We start from the raw sequence: 16,007 nt of genomic DNA, 5'->3' as shown, positions 1-16,007 counted from the left end.
CGGCCGTCCCCCTGCGTTTTTCGGAGATCAGGAGCTATGTCGACACACCGTTTCCTCGTGCGCGCCGGCGTCCTCACCACCGCCGGCCTCGCCACCCTGCTCGCCTCCGCCGGGCTCGCCTCGGCGCACGTCACCGTCCAGCCGGGCGAGGCCGCCCAGGGCGGTTACGCCAAGGTCGCCTTCCGCGTGCCCAACGAGCGGCCCACCGCCGGCACGGTGAAGCTGGAGGTCACGCTGCCCAAGGACAAGCCGTTGACCTCGGTGCTCACCAAGCCGCTGCCCGGATGGAAGTCCGAGGTGACCAAGACGAAGCTGGACAAGCCGATCGAGTCGCACGGCCGCAAGATCGAGGAGGTGGTCAGCGCGATCACCTGGACCGCCGACAGCGGCACCCGCATCAACCCCGGCGAGTTCCAGGAGTTCGAGGTCTCCCTCGGGCAGCTCCCCAAGGACGCCGACCAGCTCGTCCTGCCGGCCGTGCAGACCTACGACAACGGCGAGGTCGTCCGCTGGGACGCGCCGCCGCCGGCCAAGGGCGGCGAGGAGCCCAACTTCCCGGCTCCGGCGTTGAAGCTGGTCGCCAAGAAGGAGGACAGCCAGGCCACCGCGACCGGCGCCGCCACGACCAACGCGGCCGCCACCGACGGGACGGACAACGCCGCGCGCTGGCTCGGCGGCGCCGGTCTGGCCGTGGGCGCGCTCGGCCTCGGCCTCGGGCTGGGCGCGGCGGCCAGGGGCAGGAGGAAGGCCTGATGCGCAGGACCCTCGCCGCGCTGCTCCTGGCCGGGCTCGCCCTGGTCCTGGGCGCCGGCCCGGCGCTCGCGCACAACGTGCTCGTCAGCAGCGACCCCAAGGAGGGCGCCACGCTGGAGAGCGGACCCCGGCAGGTCAAGCTCGTGTTCGACCAACCCGTCCAGCAGAGCGCCGGCGGCGCCAACCTCAACACCGTGACGATCACCGGACCGGACGGCCGGCACTACCGGGCCGAGGAGGCGAAGGTCGACGGCACCGCGGTGACCGCCGCGCTCGACGCCCTCGGCCCCGCCGGCCAGTACACGGTCGGCTACCGCATCCTCTCGGCGGACGGCCACCCGGTGTCCGGCTCGGTGAAGTTCACGGTCACCGCCGCGGGCACCGGCACGCCGGTCGCGGCGCCCACCACGGCCGCCGCCGCCCCGGCGTCGGGTGACGGTGGCGGCTCCGGCTCCGGCGGGACGCCCGTCTGGCCGTGGATCGTCGGCGCGGTCGTGCTGCTGGGCGCGGGCGTGGGCGTGGCGTTCCGCCTCGGCCGCGGCTAAGGCTGGCGGTGTCCCGAACCGCGGCCCCGGCCCGGGCGCCGCGCCGCCTCGGCGGCGCGGCGCTGGCCGCCCTGGCCGGCGCGGCCCTCGGCGCGTGGTGGACCGCCGACGCGGTTCCGCCCGTGCCGGGGCTGCCCGAGCCCGGGGCCGCGGTTCGCCTCGTCCTCCCCATGACCCGACTGGTGATGGACCTCGCGGCCGTCGCCGCGGTCGGCCTCGGCACGCTGCCCTGGCTGCTGCGCGGGGCCCGGCCGAGGGAGGTCGACCCGGTCCGGGTGGTCGCGCACCGGGCCGGGGTGGTGCTCGGGGCCGGGTGGGCGGCGACCGCGTTGGTGCTGCTCTGGCTCCAGACCGCCGAGTTGGCGGGAAGCGGCCTGTCCGTCGACACCGCCACGGTGGTGGAGTACGCGACGACCGTGAGCGCCGGCCGCGCGCTCCTGGTCACCACCGCGTGCGCGCTCCTGGTCGCGCTGACCCACTTCGCCGCGTTGGCGGGGCGGTCGGCGCCCGCTGGTCTGGGCGCGACCACCGCCCTGCTCGGGCTGCTGCCGACCCCGCTCACCGGGCACGCCGCCGACATGGCGCACCACACCCTGTCGGTGGTCGCGATCGGCGTGCACGCGGCAGCGGCCGCCGTCTGGGTCGGTGGGCTCGGCGCCCTGTTGTCCCTGGTCGTCCCGCGCCGGGGAGCGCTGGCGACGGCGTTGCCCGCCTTCTCCCGACTCGCGACCGCCGCCGTGGTCGCGGTGGTGCTCAGCGGGCTGGTGACGGCGGTGGTCCGACTCGCCGGTGAGCTCCCCGAGGCGTTGGTGCTGACGCGGTACGGCGTGCTCGTGCTGGCCAAGACGGCCTGCCTGCTGGCGCTGGCCGCGCTCGGCGGTCACGTGCGCCGTCGCCTCCTGCCCCTGGTGGTCGCGCACCGCGCCACGCCGCTCGCGGCCTGGGTGACCGCCGAGCTCGTCGTCATGGGACTGGCCCTCGGGCTCGCGGCCGTCCTCGCCCGCACGCCGACCGGGATCGCGGTCGGCTGACCGGACAGACCGGACAGACCGGAGAGACCGGGCCGGACAGACCGGGCGGGTCGACGGCCCGCTCCTCCCGCCGCACGGCGTCCTCCACACGCGACCGGTCACCGACCAGGCCGCGAAAACCGATCGGCCGACCGCGCCGGCGCGCTCTAACGTCACTGGGTGCGCACCCTGGACGATCCGCTCACCACCCCGGACGACCTGCTCGCGGCGACCCGGGAGGAAGGCCTGGCGCTGCGGCCGGAGACCGCCCGGCTCGACCGGAGCGGCTGGGACTACCTGGTGCTGCACGCGCTCGACGCCGACGGCGTGCCCTGGGTGGTGCGCGCGCCCCGGCGCGCCGAGGTCGCGGAGCTGATGGCCCCCGAGGGCAGGGTGCTCGACCTGGTCCGGCCCGTCCTGCCCGTCGCCGTCCCGGACTGGCGGCTGCGCACCCCCCGGTTCGCGGCGTACCCGCGGCTGCCCGGCGAGGTGGCGGCGACCGAGGACCCCGACACCCTCGTCCACGAGTGGCACGTGCCGAAGGAGCGGTTCGGCGCCGAGTTCGTCGACCAGCTCGCCCGCACGCTCGTCGCGCTGCACCGGATCGACGTGGACCGGGCCGCCGCCACCGGGCTCCCCCACGGCTCGCCCGAGGACGACCGCGCCGAGATCGCCGAGCGGCTGACCCGCCTCCGCGCCGCCGTCCCGGTGCCGGACCGGTGGTGGCGGTACTGGCAGCGGTGGCTGCACGAGGACTGCTTCCCCCCGCGCAGCGCACTGGTCCACGGCGACGCCCACCCCGGCCACCTGCTCGTCGAGCACGACGGGCAGGACGAGCGCGGCGCGCGGCTGGTCGGCCTGCTCGACTGGGGCGACGCCCGGGTGGGCGATCCCGGCCTCGACTTCCAGGACGTCCACGCCGCCTTCGGCGGTGAGCTGCTCGACCTCCTGCTGGCCGGCTACCAGCGGCACGGCGGCGAGCTGTGGCCGGGCGCGCGCCGGCACGTCGTGGCCCTGGCCTCGCTCGGACCGGCCAACGCGGCGCTCTACGGCGTCAGCACCGGGCAGCCCCGGTTCGTCGAGGCCGCCCTCGCCCGACTGACGAGTGAACCACCTGATCAGGTGACGGATGAGCGACGAGCGGTCAGTCCAGGCCGGTGAGCTGCTCGGGTGAGGCCGAGGGCCGCTCCCGCCGGAGCTGGTCGAGCCGGGTTACCGCGGCCCGCCCCCGCCGGTCCAGCTCCCTGCGGTCGATCCAGCCCGCCGCGTAGTGCCGGTAGGCCTGGGCCAACATCACCAGCTCGGCCAGGTAGTCCGCCGAGTGCCGACGGCTGGCCTCGGACAGACCGGTGAGCAGCGGGAGCTGGCTGTCCACCACCCGGTCCAGCAGCGCGGCGGCCCGCACCGCCCGGCGCGCCCGCCAGCCCAACCTGTGCCGCCTGCCGGTTCCCACCACGTGCCGTCCCGCCTCGTGTGCCTGGTCTCGCCCGCGCGGGCACGCGTCTCCCCCCGTCCGCGCCGGCCATGTCGCTGCTGACGTCGCTCGCCAGCCAACTTGCGTTACCACCCGGCGCGCGGTATTGCGCCGGGTGCGGAACGGACCCGCCGCGGCGGCCGATCAGCGGTACGGCGTCCACCGCACGGAGGTGTCGCCGGACCGGAAGGACCGCAGCCGCAGCCGCAGCTCGGCCTGGACCTCGGGGTGGCTCCGCAGGACCGGCAGCACGCTCGTGACCAGCTTCAACTCCCGGACCGCCCGCAGGGCCGGGAAGCCGCTCCACCTCGTGACGTCGAACCCGTAGGCCGCCGCCAGCTCCTCCTGCGCGCCCGTCCGCCGGAACCGGAGCTGGCCGACGGCGATCGGCGTCAGGTCCCACTCCCTGGGCCCGACGCACGTGGAGTCGAAGTCGCACAGCACCGGCCCGTCCGGGCCGGGGATCAGGTTCCCGAGGTGCGCGTCGCCGTGCACCGGACCGCGGGGGAACACCCACTCCAGCCCGTCCAGCTCCGCCGCCAGCTCCGCGCACCGGCGCTCCAGGAAGGCCCGGTCGTCCGGGTCCAGCTCCTCGGCGTCGGCGATCCGGCGCCGCACGTCGTCCAGCGGCTCCCACGGCGGGAGCGGGACCGGCGGCGGCAACGCGTGCAACCGCCGCAGCAGCCGGGCCAGGTCCGCCGCGGTGGGCCGGCCCCCCACCTCGGGGACGGCGTGCCAGAGGGTGGCCCGGTGCGGCCCCACCCGCACCGGCTGCGCCACCCCGTCCCACAACCGCACGGCCGGCACGTCGTGCTCGGCCAGCCACTCGGCGACCCGCACCACCTTCGCCACCCGGTGCCGCAGCGCCCGCGAGGCCACGATCCGGACGACCACCGGCTGGCGCGCCAACCGGAACACCGCGTTGTTCGTGACCCGGACCAGGGTCGCCCCCACCGGGTCGAGACCGGCGGCCCCGCAGACCGCCGCCAACACCTCGACCAGCTCCGCCCGCCCGAACCGCGCCCTCCGCGCGCCCCGACGTCCCCGTCGGGAGGAGGGCCCCACCCGCTGTGCCCGCACCGCCGGGGTCACCCCGACTCCGCCTCGACCGCCCGCACCGAACCGACCGACGAAGCGCGGATCACGCCGCGTCGAACCGGAACCGGGCGATGCGGTCGGCGAGGTCCCTGGCGTGCGGGTTGGTCGCCCTGGCCACGGCCTCCTTGTGCAGCGGCTTCATCCGGTCGCCGATCCGCTTCGACTTCACCCCGTCGCTGGACTCCAGCGCCTGCTGCCCCACCACCAGCGCCCGGTCCACGTCGTTCTCCAGCACGTGGTTGAGCGCCAGCGAGGTCAGGTTGAACGCCTTGCTGCGGGCCATCGCCGAGCCGTAGCCCTCGATCGCCTTGGTGAGCTCCGGGATCGCGATCCTGGTGTGCCTGCCCGGGTCCACGTTGTGCGCCAACGCGGTGTGGATGGTGCCGACCATCGCGTGGAAGTCGTTCTGGTCGAAGAACTTCAGCCAGATCGGCACCGGCTCGTCCTGGCCCTTGCAGTAGCTGTCCCTGGCCATCCCGACGAGCTTCATCGCCTGCTCCTCGCGGCCCATCATCGCGTAGGCCCACGCCTCGTTCATGCACAGCAACGAGACCGTGAGGTCCGACGCCGTCTCCTGCGCCGCGATCTGCCCCAGCTGGAACATCTTCAGCGCGTCGTCCGGCGAGTCGTCGTGCAGGTAGACGCGCCCCATCCGGTAGAGCAGGTTCGCGACCAGCGTGTTGTCGCCGCCCTGCTTCGCGAACTCCAGCGCCCGGCCGTAGTGGTCGCGCGCCGAGTCCAGCAGCCCGGTGTCGAACGCCGTCCAGCCCGCGAGGCCGTGCAGGTCGGCCAGCGCCACGTAGAGCCGGTCCTTGACCCGCTCCTGCGCGCTCGCCTGCAGGAGTTGTTGTGCCCACGACAGCTGCGCCACGACGGCGTCCCGGCAGAAGCCGCCGCCGTACTGGTAGTCGAGCGCCCGCAACGCCCTGGTCGCCGCCTCCACCTGGCGGACGTCCGTGAACCCGATCCGCGCGGGCGCCGGAGTGTGGGCCGGACTGGGGACCCAGGTCCCGCCGTCCGAGCCGAGCACGGCCGCCCCCATGGTCACGGCCGCGGCGTGCGCGAGGAACCTCCGACGCTTCACCGACTCTTCCTCCTCGGCCTGGGAGTCGCCGATCCGCTCGGCGACCCTCACCCGTGTGACCTCGTCGTAGGCGAGGCCCATGTACCCCCTCGGGATCCGCAGTCCGTCGGCGATCCTGGCCAGCACGTCGTACGCCATGACCTGCCGTCCCTTGAGGATCTCCGAGACCTCGGACTGGGACTGACCCGTCAGCGCGGCGATCTGCCGCTGGGACACGCCCACGCGGCGCAGCAGGCGGTAGACCGTGCTGATGTCCCGCTGCGCCAGCGCGTCGCGCATCTCCCGTTGTTCCCAGACATCGGGGTCTGGTGTAACGGGAGACCCCTGGGAACCGATGACATTCATTTGCGGCTCCTCCCCGTGTGACGGGCCCATCGGCAGAGTAGGGGCACTGCTCCAGGGTGGTGAAGGGTTGATCGGTGAGCCTGATCAGCCGGGCTGAACTCCCCCGACCGCTCATCGTGGCGGTTGCGCCGATCGGCGCTGTGAGCTCCCCCCACCACCGACTTCGTCCCAACCTTGGCAACCGTAAGCCCCCGGCGTCGCGAGACGACCGGGCCCGGCGACCGGGGACGGTGGCCGGAGACGGACCGGACGGGACGGGCACCGTGAGGAGAACGGCCGTGGAACTGGCGTCACCGACCCCCGCAGCGAGCGGTGGGGACAGCGGGGACGGGAGTTCCACGCGGTGGCGGCGCCCGGAGCGGAACCCGCGCCAGCGGTGCTCCGGGGAGACCAGGGGACAACGGCGTCCCTACCGCCGCCACCGGTGGCGGATCGGCTGTCGGGACGCGGCCAACCGCCAGTGCCACCTCACGGTGCTCGTCGACCGGGACAGGGTTGTGCTCGTCGGTCCGCCCGGCGAGACCGCGGTGTTGTCCGCCAGCCAGCTCCGCCGGCTGCGGGACGCCCTGCGCGAAGCCGCCGAACAGGCGGGAAGGTGACGGTGACGTTCAGGTGGACGAGATATTGGGCCAGGTGCTGCGGAACGCGGTGTGGGAACGGCTCGACATGCTGACCGAGCTGGCCAACCGCGCCGACGCCCCCTCCCTGCTCTCGGTGGCGCGCTCCGAGCTGCCCCGGCTGACCCGCGGCTGGCGGGCCGTGCTCGCGGCCCACGAGCCGGACGAGCGGGGCAACTGCCCGGAGTGCTCGACGCGGTGGCGGCAGCAGAAGGCGCCGTGCGCGGTCTGGCAGGCCGCCTACGAGCACCTGGTGGCCGGTGGCCTGGCGCCGCGTCCGGCGCGGCACCACCGGGAGACGCGTCGCGACGCCGCCGACGCGGAGGTCGCCGCCCCGCCCGGGGCCCGGCCCCCGGTCACGCGGTCGGTCCACGCGCCCGCACCGGGCCCGCACCGGAGGGCGGCGCACCCGAACCACGCCGCGCCGGCCGGTCGCCTCGGCCCGGTCCGCTGAGCTGGCGGTCGGACTCCCGCGGGCCAGGCCCCACCCTGACCGCGGGCCGAACAGCCGCCATGTGGGCGGCGGTCCGGACCGGGCGAACCCCCGACCGCATCGGACCGGACCGCCGGAACCCATCCCGACCCCGCTGACCCCGCTGACCCCGATGCCCCCGGCCCGCCCCGAGGGCCGGAGACGCGACGGGGGCGACGGCAGAGACACCAGCGACGCCAACGACAACAGCGACGACACGAGCGACAAGAGCACAGTGGACACCCGGTGTTCCGGCCTCGACCGCTGATCCACCGTTCGAGGCAAGCACCGCGGGGAGAACCCCCGACCCGGATGAACCCGGCTCACCGCCCCTCAAGGCGCGCGCCGAGCCCGCCGAGACAACCGCAACCGACGTCGGCGGTTTTCCCGCCAGCGAGCGGAGAACACAGCCCCGGCGCCGCCAACGGGCCGGGACCACCGAAACCCCGCCACCCACAACTCCACAGTGGACACACGAACCCCGTGGACACCCGAGCTCCGCGGGCCGATGCCGCCGCACTCCCCTCCCCCCGACCGGCGTCGGTCCGCGGATCCCACCTCGCGGCGGTGCCCGTGACCCCGGACGGGCACCGCCGCGAACACCACGCTCCCCCTCCGAGCGCGGCTGTCCTCCCGGCCGCAGCCCGTGGCGCGATGTCCGCACCGGACCCCACCCCCGCCCTCCACCCGGGGTCCCTCCGTGCGGCCGCGCCACAACCCCGAAAGAAGGGAAGAGGAGGACCGCCGGCCACTCACCCCTCCCGACAGTGGCCGGCGGTCCTCCTTCGTGTCGGACGGCCCGCAGACGTCGGTTCCCGGGGGACCGGTTCAGCGCGAGCGGCAGACGATCCCGTTGTGCGACTTGATGACCCCGTGCCGCAGCACCTCGAAGCCGTTCTCGTGGGCGTAGAGGCCGAGCTGGGCCACGTTCTGCAACTCGCGGTAGGAGAAGTTCATCAGGTCGCCGAAGAGCAGGTAGAAGGCCTTTGTGCGGGCGGCCACGCGCGGGGTGGTGAGGACGGCGTAGCCGCCGGGGCGCAGGAACCGGCGGTGCCAGTCGAACGCGAGCGGCTTGTACTCGTCCGGGAAGTGCTCGACGAGGCCGATCGAGACCACCACGTCGAACTCGGGGCCGAAGTCGAGATCGCGGATGTCCGAGACGACGTAGGAGATGTTCATCTGGTCCCGGTACCAGACCTTCTCGTGCCCGGTCGCCGGATCGACGCCGAGGAACGGGTACTCCACCGGGAACGCGCCGAACCTGCCCTCGACGCAGTACTCGTCGTAGTCGACCAGCACCGCCTCGCCGCCCGGGTACATCGCCGACAGCAGCATGGCCTCGTACCCGTCGGCGGCGCCCAGGAACAGGACGCGCGGCCGGACGAGGTCGAGCCCGGCGAACAGCGACCGCTTCGCCCTGGGGTCCCACACCGTGTCTCCGACGCGGTGCGCCTGGTTCCACACCGAGGAGCGCACCACCTCGCCGATCGCGGCGTAGGCGGCCCGAACGTCCAAAGTGGACAGTTTGAGCCCCGCCCTGCGCAGAGCGGCGACCCGTGACGCCACCGGGTCCTCGTCGAACAACGACTGGAAGGACCGGTTGAACATGGCCCACGCCCGGGGAACCGGCAGTTGTTCGCCGTGTTCGGCCTCCCAGGCCAGCCGCTCCCGGGACCAGTTCTCCACCCGGTACGGCCGCCCGACGTCCTTCCAGCTCAACCGCGAGAAGTCGAGGTGGGGGGCGTCGGCGAAGACGTCCCGGCTCGTGCGCCGGAGGTCCGCCCGGTAGGTGGGCCGCAGTTCGGTGCGACCGATGTCCGCCTCGGTCCAGCGGCGGCCGGTCAGGGGTTCCGTGGTGGACATGTCCCTCTCCTCGCTCGACGGGTCACCGGCCCACCCCGCCAGGAAGCGTCCACAGAGGACGGTGTGGGCCACCCGCCTTTCGCACCGCGCACCGGGTTCTGCCCTCGAAGCGACTGGGCGTCGTCCGGGACGCGGGCACGTGGTTGACGGGTGCGGTCCGCAGGACCGGGACCGGGGCCTTGGTCATGTCGGCGTCGCGCCGTCCAGGTCGGGGCGCCGGCCGGAGGCCGCGAGGAGACGGGAGCTGACGCCCCCGTCGGCGGCGCCGTCCCGCAGGCTCGCCGCAGCCAGCGGAAGGAGCTCTGGGAGCGCGGGCGAGGGTGTCGAAGTCGACGTGCACCAGGCCGAAGCGCTGCTCGTAGCCCTCGGCCCACTCGGAGTTGTCCAGGAGCGACCAGACGAAGCAGCCCCGCACACCGACCCCGTCAGCCACGGCCTGGCGCAGCGCGGCGAGGTGATCGCGCAGGAAGTCGGTGCGGGCGGGACCGTGGGCGGTCCGGTCGGCACCCGGCACGTCGGCGTGGCCGCACCCGTTCTCGGTCACGAGGACTGGCGGCAGGGCCTCCCGGTAGCGGGCCCGCAACGCGAGCAGCACCTCCAGCAGCCCCTCCGGCACCACGGGCCAACCGGAGTGGGCCCTGGGCCGCCCGGTGATCTGAACCAGGTCGAACGGGAAGGGGCTGCCCTGGCGCGCGGCTCGCACGCGGGTCGGGGCGTAGTGGTTGAGGCCGTAGAAGCCGTAGCAGCCGAGGGGCTGGGCGATCAGCGGCAGCCCGCCGGCGAACCACGCATCGGGGTAGGCGCCCACGAGGAGCGGATCGGCGTACAGCCAGTTGCGCAGGTCGGCGTAGGCGGCGGCCGCGGCCGCGTCGCTCGGATCGGCGCTGTCGGCCCACACGGGTGTGTGGTTGTTCGCGATGCCGACCCGCTGCGCGCCAGCGGTGGGCAACTCCTGCACCGCAAGGCCGTGCGGGAGGAGTCGGTGCTGTGCGGCGGGCAGCGCGTCGAGGAGGAGCGTCCGGCCGGGCGCGTGTTCGCCGGGGCCGCAGCCCAGCATCGTGACAACGCAGGGCTCGTTCAGCGTGATCCACCAGGGCACCGGGTCGGCGAGGCGATCGGCGACCAGCGCCGCGTAGCCGGCGAACCGGTGCGCGGGGCCCCTCCTCAACCAGCCACCGGCGTCCTCGACCGACTGGGGCGTGTCCCAGTGGTCGAAGGTGGTGACCGGGGTGATCCCCGCGTCCAGCAACGCGTCGACCAGTCGGCCGTAGAAGTCCAGCCCGGCGGGGTTGGCCGGGCCGCCGCCCGGCTGGACGCGCGGCCAGGCGACGGAGAAGCGGTACGCGCCGAGGCCGAGCTCGGCGAGCAACGCGACGTCCTCGGGGTGCCGGTGGTGGTGGTCGCAGGCGACCTCGCCGGTCTCACCCCTGGCGCCCCTACCGGGGGTGGCGCAGAACGTGTCCCACAGCGAGGGACCGCGGCCGTCCTCGGCCACCGCTCCGTCGACCTGGTGGGCGGAGGTCGCCGCGGCCCAGGGGAACCCGGCGGGAAACGGCGGGAGAGCCGGGCCGCGCGGAGTTGGGTCGGGCACCGCCACCACCCCACTCGGGTGTCACCCACATGAACGTCAAACGCGAATCTTTCTCGCATTGTAGGGGTGATGGGCCTCACTCGAAAGTGGCTCGCGGACGTCGCGTGCAAGATGGGGGGTGACGCACGACAACAGGAGCCGCCCGTGTCCACTGCTGCCGCCCCGCTGCGGAGGCGACCGGTTCAGCAACGCAGCGCCCAACGGGTCGAGCGGATGCTCGACGCGTGCGCCGAGCTGATCGACGAACTGGGCCACGACGGGGTGACCACGACCCTCATCGCCGAACGAGCCGGGGTCGCGGTCGGCTCGCTCTACCAGTTCTTCCCCGACAAGCGCGCCGTCGTGCAGGCCCTGACCCTGCGCAACCTGGACCGGTTCCTCGCCACCGTGCTCGCGCGGTTCGAGGAGGGCGGCTTCGAGCACTGGTGGGACGCGGTCGACTCGGTCATCGACATCTACATCGGGATGCACCGGGAGGTGCCCGGCTTCGGGCGCCTGCACTTCGGCGACGTGGTCGACCCCCGGTTGCTGGACGAGCGCAAGGACAACAACGCGGTGATCGCCGACCGCATCTCGGCGTTGCTGGTCCAGCACTTCGGGCTCGCCCCCCGGGATCTGGAGCTGCCCGTCGCGGTGGCTGTCGAGGCCGCCGACGCCGTGCTGAACCTGGCCTTCCGCCGCGACCCGCAGGGCGCTCCGGAGATCGTGACGGAGGCCAAGGCGATGATCAGGGACTACCTCTCGGCCCGGATCGGGGAGCCGCCCTGACCCCGTTCGGCCGGTTTCACCCGACCGGCGGCAACCATCACTCGTTCGGCCCGCGCCCGGCTGCCGGCCCGGCCCGGCCCGGCCCGGCTCAACCGAAGCAGTGCCCCGAGCCGCGGTAGGTGGGCACTGTCCCGACCACCCGGTCCCCCACGACCAGGTGGAACTCGGCGAACCGCTCGGCCAGCTCGCCGGCCTTGGCGTGGCGGAACCACACGCGGTCGCCCACGCGGAGCTGGCGCGTCGCCGGGCCCGTGAGCGGTGTCTGCACCTCGCCAGCGCCCTCGGTCCCGGTCAACCGCAGGCCGGCGGGCAGCACGGGAACGGGCAGCCGGTCGCGGTGGGCGACGCCGGAGGCCGGGTAGCCCCCGCCGAAGACCGTGACGACGCCCCTGGCCGGTCGCCGGACGACCGGCAGCGCGAACAACGCCGCGGGCCGGGGCTGGAAGGCCCGGTAGCCGTCGAAGAGGGTGGGCCCGAGCAGACCGGAGCCGGCGGCCAGTTCGGTCACCGACTCGTCCCCGGCGGTCCGTTCGAGGCTCCCGGTGCCACCGCCGTTGACGAACTCCAGCTCGGCGACCGCGCGCACCGCCGCCACGACGGCCGCGCGCCGTTCGGACAGCTCCGCCATGGACCGGCGCTGCATCCAGCGCAGCGCGGCCGAGCGCAGCGGCCGGCCCCGCGCGGCGTCGCCCAGCCCCGCGATCTGCGCCTCGTAGGCCATCAGGCCGACCAGGGTGAACCCCGGGCGGGCCAGGACCTGACGCGCCAACGCCACCACCTGCCGCGGGGTGCGCACGGGTGAGCGCCGGACGCCGACGTGCGCACCGCCGACCGGGCGCCAGGAGGCGTCCATTTCGAGGCAGACCCGGATCTCCGGGTGGCGCGGTCCGAGCGCCGCGGTCACCAGGTCGAGCTGCGCGGGGTCATCAACCATGATCGTGATCGCCGCACGGGCGCGCTCGTCGGCGGCCAGGGCGCGCAGCGCCGCGCGATCAACCGTGGGGTAGCCGACCACCGCGTCCTCGGTCACCCCGGCGTCGACCAGGTACAGCGCCTCGGCCAGCGAGTAGCACAGCAGACCGGCGAAGCCGGGCTGGGCGAGCGCGCGACGCAGCAGCGCGACACACCGGACGGACTTGCTCGCCACCCTGATCGGGCGTCCCCCGGACCGGGCCCGGAGCTGGGCCGCGTTCGCGTCGAAGGCCGCGCGGTCGACGATCGCCAGCGGGGGGTCGATGTCGGCCGTGGCCGCGTCGTAGCGGGCCCGGAACCGGTCTGCCGTCACGGCCCGCACGGTAACCCGCCATCCCTTGAAAGGTGAATGTCCTTCACGTACGGTCGCCCCCACCGCCACCGGAGGTGATCCATGTCTCCCCCCGCCCCGACCTGGTGGAACTGGGCGCGGACCGCCGCGGCGCGGCCCGCCAGGTTCGTCCGTCCGCGTGATCTCGGCGAGATCGTCGACGCGGTGCGGGGAGCGGCGGACGAGGGGCGGACGGTGCGCCCGCTCGGCAGCGGGCACTCGTTCAGCGAGGCGGCGGCCACCAACGACGTCGCGCTCGACCTGCGGGAGTGGTCCGGGGTGCTGGCGGTCGACGGCGACCTGGTCACCGTGCGGGCGGGCACCCGGCTGCGCGAGCTGAACGCGGCGCTGGACCGGATCGGCCTGGCCATGGCCAACCTCGGGGACATCGACGAGCAGACCGTGGCCGGCGCGATCTCGACCGGCACGCACGGCACCGGCGCCCGGCTCGGGGGCCTCGCGACCCAGGTCGCGGCGCTGGAGCTGGTGCTCGCCGACGGCTCGGTCGCGCGTTGCTCGGAGCGGGAGCGACCGGACCTGTTCCACGCCGCCCGGATCAGCCTCGGCGCGCTCGGCGTGATCAGCTCGGTGACCCTGCGCTGCGTGCCGAGGTACGCGCTGGCGGCGGACGAGCGACCGATGCCGCTGCCCGAGGTGCTGGACCGGTTCACCGAACTGGCGGACGGGAACGACCACTTCGAGTTCTACTTCTTCGCCCACGGTGACACCACGCTGGTGAAGCGGAACAACCGGCTGCCGGCCGACGAGCGGCCGCGGCCGCTGCACCCAGTGCGGCACTTCCTGGAGTACCAGGTGGTGGAGAACACCGCGCTCGACGTGGTTTGTCGCCTGGGGCGCGCCGTGCCCGCCCTGGTGCGGCCGCTCAACCGGGTGTGCGGGGCGCTGCTGTCCCCGCGCCGGTACAGCGACCGCTCGCACCGGGTGTTCGTGACCCGGCGGCAGGTGCGGTTCGTGGAGACCGAGTGGGCTGTTCCACGTGAATCAATCCATGAGGTCATCAAGGATCTCCGGGCGGCCGTGCCCCGCCTGGAACACCCGGTGATCATGCCGATCGAGGTGCGGGTGGCCGCCCCGGACGACATCTGGCTGTCCACGGCCCACCGGCGCGACACCGCGTACCTGGCGGCTCACCAGTTCGTGGGAATGCCCTACCGGCACTGGTTCGCGACGGTGGCGGACGTCTGCGGGGCGGTCGGCGGTCGGCCGCACTGGGGCAAGATGCACGACCTGACCGCGGCCGACCTGCGGGAACGCTATCCCCGCTTCGACGACTTCCTGGCCCTGCGCCGACAACTGGACCCGGCGGGAGTCTTCCGCGGCGGCTACACCGACCGGGTCCTCGGCCCCGCGGCCTGAGCCCCCGTGCGCCCGGCCCACCCACTCGGGGACAGCCCCCACCCGCCCTGGGGGGCGAGCCCTGCTCCAGCCTATCGGCCCAGGCCCCCGCGCCCAACGCCCCAGCGCGAGCCTGTGGACAACTCCGACCAACGCATCGCCCAACCGGTGGCTCAGAAGAGTGCTGTGGACAACTACCGGCTCTGACGAGAAAAGCCTTTGGCAGAAAGGAGAATTGCCGCTACGGTGCTTCGCTCTCCCCGCTCACCGGCGGGCCGAGAGTCAGGTGAGAGCGGCGGACACCGCCTCGCCCACCGGCACGTCACCGCCGACGAGCTCCAGGGTCAGCTGCGCGCTCCGCGGCTCGTCCAGCAACGCGACCAACACGCTCGCCACGTCATCCCTGGTCACCTCACCCGGCGGGACCGAGGCGCCGAGCCGGACCCGACCGGTGCCGGGCTCGTCGGTGAGCCGGCCCGGCCGCAGCACCGTCCAGTCCAGGTCGCGCCCCCGCAGGTCCTCCTCGGCGGCGGCCTTCGCCCGCAGGTAGGCGGCGAAGACCTCGTCCACCCCGGGTCGCTCGGCCCGGTCCAGCCCCATCGCGCTGACCAGCAGGTACCGCCGCACCTCGGCCACGTGGCAGGCGTCGGCGACCAGGACGGCCGCGGCCCGGTCCACCGTGTCCTTGCGCGCGGCGCCGCTGCCGGGTCCCGCGCCCGCGGCGAACACCACCGCGTCCGCGCCGGCCAGGTGCGCGGCGACCTCGTTGACGCTGGCCGCCTCCAGGTCGCAGACGACCGCGTCCGCGCCCGCCGCGTGCAGATCGCCGGCCTGGTCGGGATCGCGCACCATGCCGACGGCGACGTCACCCCGCTCCGCGAGGAGCCGCTCCAGTCGTAGTGCGATCTTCCCGTGCCCGCCGGCGATCACCACGCGCATGTCCCCACCGTAGAGCGGCGCGCACTAGTCCGCCGAGGCGGCCGTCATCGCCAGCACCCTGTCGTAGAGCACCTCGTGCATCCAGCGGACCGCCGGCGAGGTCGCCAGGTCCACGTCGATCACCCGGTCCTCATCGGTGCTGCCGGGCAGCTCCAGGCCGACCGCCCCGTCGGGGTCCGCGGTCAGCACCCCGACCCCGTACAGGCGGGCGCGCAGCATTCCGTTGGTGACGTAATCGTCCCCGGTGGTCACCAACGCCGGGAGGACGACGGCGGCGGAGCAGATCCGGGCGAACGGCACGGCCGAGGTCAACGCGCTCCGCCAGTGCCGGGCGGGCGCGAGCACGCCGACCAGGCGCACCGCGGGCGGTGGGACCCGCCCCACCATCTCCGGCCACACCCACGTGGAGACCGTCGTCCGGTCGGTCACCGGCCCGACGCCCCAGCACAGCCGCTCGGCGTGCCGGTCCGGCACCAGCTCGACCACCGGCACCACCCGCCGGCCCAGTAACGACATGGGCGGCAGGACCAGGCCCCGCCACCCCAGCAGCTCGGCGGCCCGGGCCGCGAGTTGCTCGGCCGGCGCCGGCAGCTCGGCCGGGGGGACGGTGCTGGCGGGCAGGGCACGGACGTTCTGGACGGCCGTGCGCCCTGGCATGCGGGTCACGAACCTTCCACCTCCCCTCGCTCGACGCGTGACGACGCTCGTCCCGCAGTCACTGGCGTACCAGTCGGTCCCGGGGACACGCGTCGGTTCGGCCCGTCAGCTGCGGTCGACGGCAGGCGGCAA

The 16,007-nt window shown here is 74.3% G+C and carries 16 protein-coding genes; 8 read left to right on the top strand and 8 right to left on the bottom strand.

Translation table 11 applies throughout. The annotated features are described in order from the left end of the window. The first annotated feature begins 36 nt into the window (after positions 1 to 36). The 4 genes from BUE43_RS03365 to BUE43_RS03350 all read left to right on the top strand — a co-directional run bounded on the left by BUE43_RS03365 (position 37) and on the right by BUE43_RS03350 (position 3,469). Positions 37 to 753 (top strand): YcnI family copper-binding membrane protein, encoded by a 717-nt coding sequence (locus BUE43_RS03365; RefSeq protein WP_073479796.1) that lies wholly within the window; start codon positions 37 to 39, stop codon positions 751 to 753. Continuing rightward, positions 753 to 1,298, top strand: a complete 546-nt coding sequence (locus BUE43_RS03360; protein WP_073479795.1) for a copper resistance CopC family protein — start codon at positions 753 to 755, stop codon at positions 1,296 to 1,298. Before BUE43_RS03365 ends, BUE43_RS03360 begins: the two co-directional genes overlap by 1 nt. A gap of 8 nt (positions 1,299 to 1,306) precedes the next feature. Beyond that, on the top strand, positions 1,307 to 2,329 hold the full coding sequence (locus BUE43_RS03355; protein WP_083959260.1) for a CopD family protein: 1,023 nt from the start codon (positions 1,307 to 1,309) through the stop codon (positions 2,327 to 2,329). 159 nt (positions 2,330 to 2,488) lie between these two features. Next, on the top strand, positions 2,489 to 3,469 hold the full coding sequence (locus tag BUE43_RS03350; protein WP_083959259.1) for a macrolide 2'-phosphotransferase: 981 nt from the start codon (positions 2,489 to 2,491) through the stop codon (positions 3,467 to 3,469). On the opposite strand, the gene BUE43_RS03345 is transcribed toward BUE43_RS03350, so the two are convergent. The 3 genes from BUE43_RS03345 to BUE43_RS03335 form a co-directional block, all read right to left on the bottom strand. Then, positions 3,453 to 3,761: a hypothetical protein gene (locus BUE43_RS03345; RefSeq protein ID WP_234995505.1), complete on the bottom strand. Its 309-nt coding sequence runs from the start codon at positions 3,759 to 3,761 to the stop codon at positions 3,453 to 3,455. The two genes, BUE43_RS03350 and BUE43_RS03345, sit on opposite strands and share 17 nt — an antisense overlap. 165 nt (positions 3,762 to 3,926) lie before the next feature. After that, positions 3,927 to 4,847, bottom strand: a complete 921-nt coding sequence (locus BUE43_RS03340) for a phosphotransferase enzyme family protein (RefSeq protein ID WP_073480239.1) — start codon at positions 4,845 to 4,847, stop codon at positions 3,927 to 3,929. 76 nt (positions 4,848 to 4,923) lie between these two features. After that, positions 4,924 to 6,309 (bottom strand): helix-turn-helix transcriptional regulator, encoded by a 1,386-nt coding sequence (locus tag BUE43_RS03335; RefSeq protein ID WP_073479793.1) that lies wholly within the window; start codon positions 6,307 to 6,309, stop codon positions 4,924 to 4,926. A 278-nt stretch (positions 6,310 to 6,587) separates the two neighbouring features. Here BUE43_RS03335 and BUE43_RS03330 point away from each other — a divergent pair, with 278 nt between their 5' ends. Both BUE43_RS03330 and BUE43_RS34940 read left to right on the top strand, forming a co-directional pair. Then, the gene (locus BUE43_RS03330) at positions 6,588 to 6,908 is read left to right on the top strand and encodes a hypothetical protein (RefSeq protein ID WP_073479792.1); all 321 of its coding nucleotides are present in this window, start codon (positions 6,588 to 6,590) and stop codon (positions 6,906 to 6,908) included. A gap of 13 nt (positions 6,909 to 6,921) precedes the next feature. Further along, on the top strand, positions 6,922 to 7,380 hold the full coding sequence (locus BUE43_RS34940; RefSeq protein WP_234995504.1) for a hypothetical protein: 459 nt from the start codon (positions 6,922 to 6,924) through the stop codon (positions 7,378 to 7,380). 846 nt (positions 7,381 to 8,226) lie between these two features. On the opposite strand, the gene BUE43_RS03315 is transcribed toward BUE43_RS34940, so the two are convergent. Then, positions 8,227 to 9,261 carry a class I SAM-dependent methyltransferase gene (locus BUE43_RS03315; protein ID WP_073479790.1) on the bottom strand — a complete coding sequence of 345 codons (1,035 nt, stop codon included), beginning with the start codon at positions 9,259 to 9,261 and terminating at the stop codon, positions 8,227 to 8,229. Positions 9,262 to 9,283: 22 nt separating this feature from the next. After that, the gene (locus tag BUE43_RS03310) at positions 9,284 to 10,852 is read right to left on the bottom strand and encodes a family 1 glycosylhydrolase (protein ID WP_083959355.1); all 1,569 of its coding nucleotides are present in this window, start codon (positions 10,850 to 10,852) and stop codon (positions 9,284 to 9,286) included. A gap of 111 nt (positions 10,853 to 10,963) precedes the next feature. On the opposite strand from BUE43_RS03310, the gene BUE43_RS03305 reads away from it, so the two are divergent. Beyond that, the gene (locus tag BUE43_RS03305; RefSeq protein WP_073480238.1) at positions 10,964 to 11,620 is read left to right on the top strand and encodes a TetR/AcrR family transcriptional regulator; all 657 of its coding nucleotides are present in this window, start codon (positions 10,964 to 10,966) and stop codon (positions 11,618 to 11,620) included. Positions 11,621 to 11,708: 88 nt separating this feature from the next. On the opposite strand, the gene BUE43_RS03300 is transcribed toward BUE43_RS03305, so the two are convergent. Continuing rightward, positions 11,709 to 12,905 (bottom strand): amino acid deaminase/aldolase, encoded by a 1,197-nt coding sequence (locus BUE43_RS03300; protein ID WP_143173918.1) that lies wholly within the window; start codon positions 12,903 to 12,905, stop codon positions 11,709 to 11,711. Positions 12,906 to 12,986: 81 nt separating this feature from the next. Here BUE43_RS03300 and BUE43_RS03295 point away from each other — a divergent pair, with 81 nt between their 5' ends. Beyond that, positions 12,987 to 14,300 (top strand): D-arabinono-1,4-lactone oxidase, encoded by a 1,314-nt coding sequence (locus tag BUE43_RS03295; RefSeq protein ID WP_073479787.1) that lies wholly within the window; start codon positions 12,987 to 12,989, stop codon positions 14,298 to 14,300. 261 nt (positions 14,301 to 14,561) lie between these two features. Here the strand turns inward: BUE43_RS03295 and BUE43_RS03290 are convergent, their stop codons facing one another. Next, positions 14,562 to 15,218, bottom strand: a complete 657-nt coding sequence (locus BUE43_RS03290) for an NAD(P)H-binding protein (RefSeq protein WP_073479786.1) — start codon at positions 15,216 to 15,218, stop codon at positions 14,562 to 14,564. 24 nt (positions 15,219 to 15,242) lie between these two features. Further along, on the bottom strand, positions 15,243 to 15,875 hold the full coding sequence (locus tag BUE43_RS03285; RefSeq protein WP_073479785.1) for a hypothetical protein: 633 nt from the start codon (positions 15,873 to 15,875) through the stop codon (positions 15,243 to 15,245). Between the last annotated feature and the right edge of the window lie 132 nt (positions 15,876 to 16,007).

Origin of the sequence: Streptoalloteichus hindustanus, from assembly GCF_900129375.1 — a bacterium.
In the GTDB taxonomy this organism is placed as follows: Bacteria; Actinomycetota; Actinomycetes; order Mycobacteriales; family Pseudonocardiaceae; genus Streptoalloteichus; species Streptoalloteichus hindustanus.
Note: the sequence above shows the minus strand (reverse complement) of the source record. Positions and strands in the feature narration are given on the sequence as shown.

Excerpts from the sequence above, each read along its gene's own strand:
- BUE43_RS03365 (WP_073479796.1), top strand. The coding sequence starts at position 37 with ATGTCGACACACCGTTTCCTCGTGCGCGCCGGCGTCCTCACCACCGCC.
- BUE43_RS03360 (WP_073479795.1), top strand. The coding sequence starts at position 753 with ATGCGCAGGACCCTCGCCGCGCTGCTCCTGGCCGGGCTCGCCCTGGTC.
- BUE43_RS03335 (WP_073479793.1), bottom strand. The coding sequence starts at position 6,309 with ATGAATGTCATCGGTTCCCAGGGGTCTCCCGTTACACCAGACCCCGAT.
- BUE43_RS03315 (WP_073479790.1), bottom strand. The coding sequence starts at position 9,261 with ATGTCCACCACGGAACCCCTGACCGGCCGCCGCTGGACCGAGGCGGAC.
- BUE43_RS03305 (WP_073480238.1), top strand. The coding sequence starts at position 10,964 with ATGGGGGGTGACGCACGACAACAGGAGCCGCCCGTGTCCACTGCTGCC.
- BUE43_RS03295 (WP_073479787.1), top strand. The coding sequence starts at position 12,987 with ATGTCTCCCCCCGCCCCGACCTGGTGGAACTGGGCGCGGACCGCCGCG.
- BUE43_RS03290 (WP_073479786.1), bottom strand. The coding sequence starts at position 15,218 with ATGCGCGTGGTGATCGCCGGCGGGCACGGGAAGATCGCACTACGACTG.
- BUE43_RS03285 (WP_073479785.1), bottom strand. The coding sequence starts at position 15,875 with ATGCCAGGGCGCACGGCCGTCCAGAACGTCCGTGCCCTGCCCGCCAGC.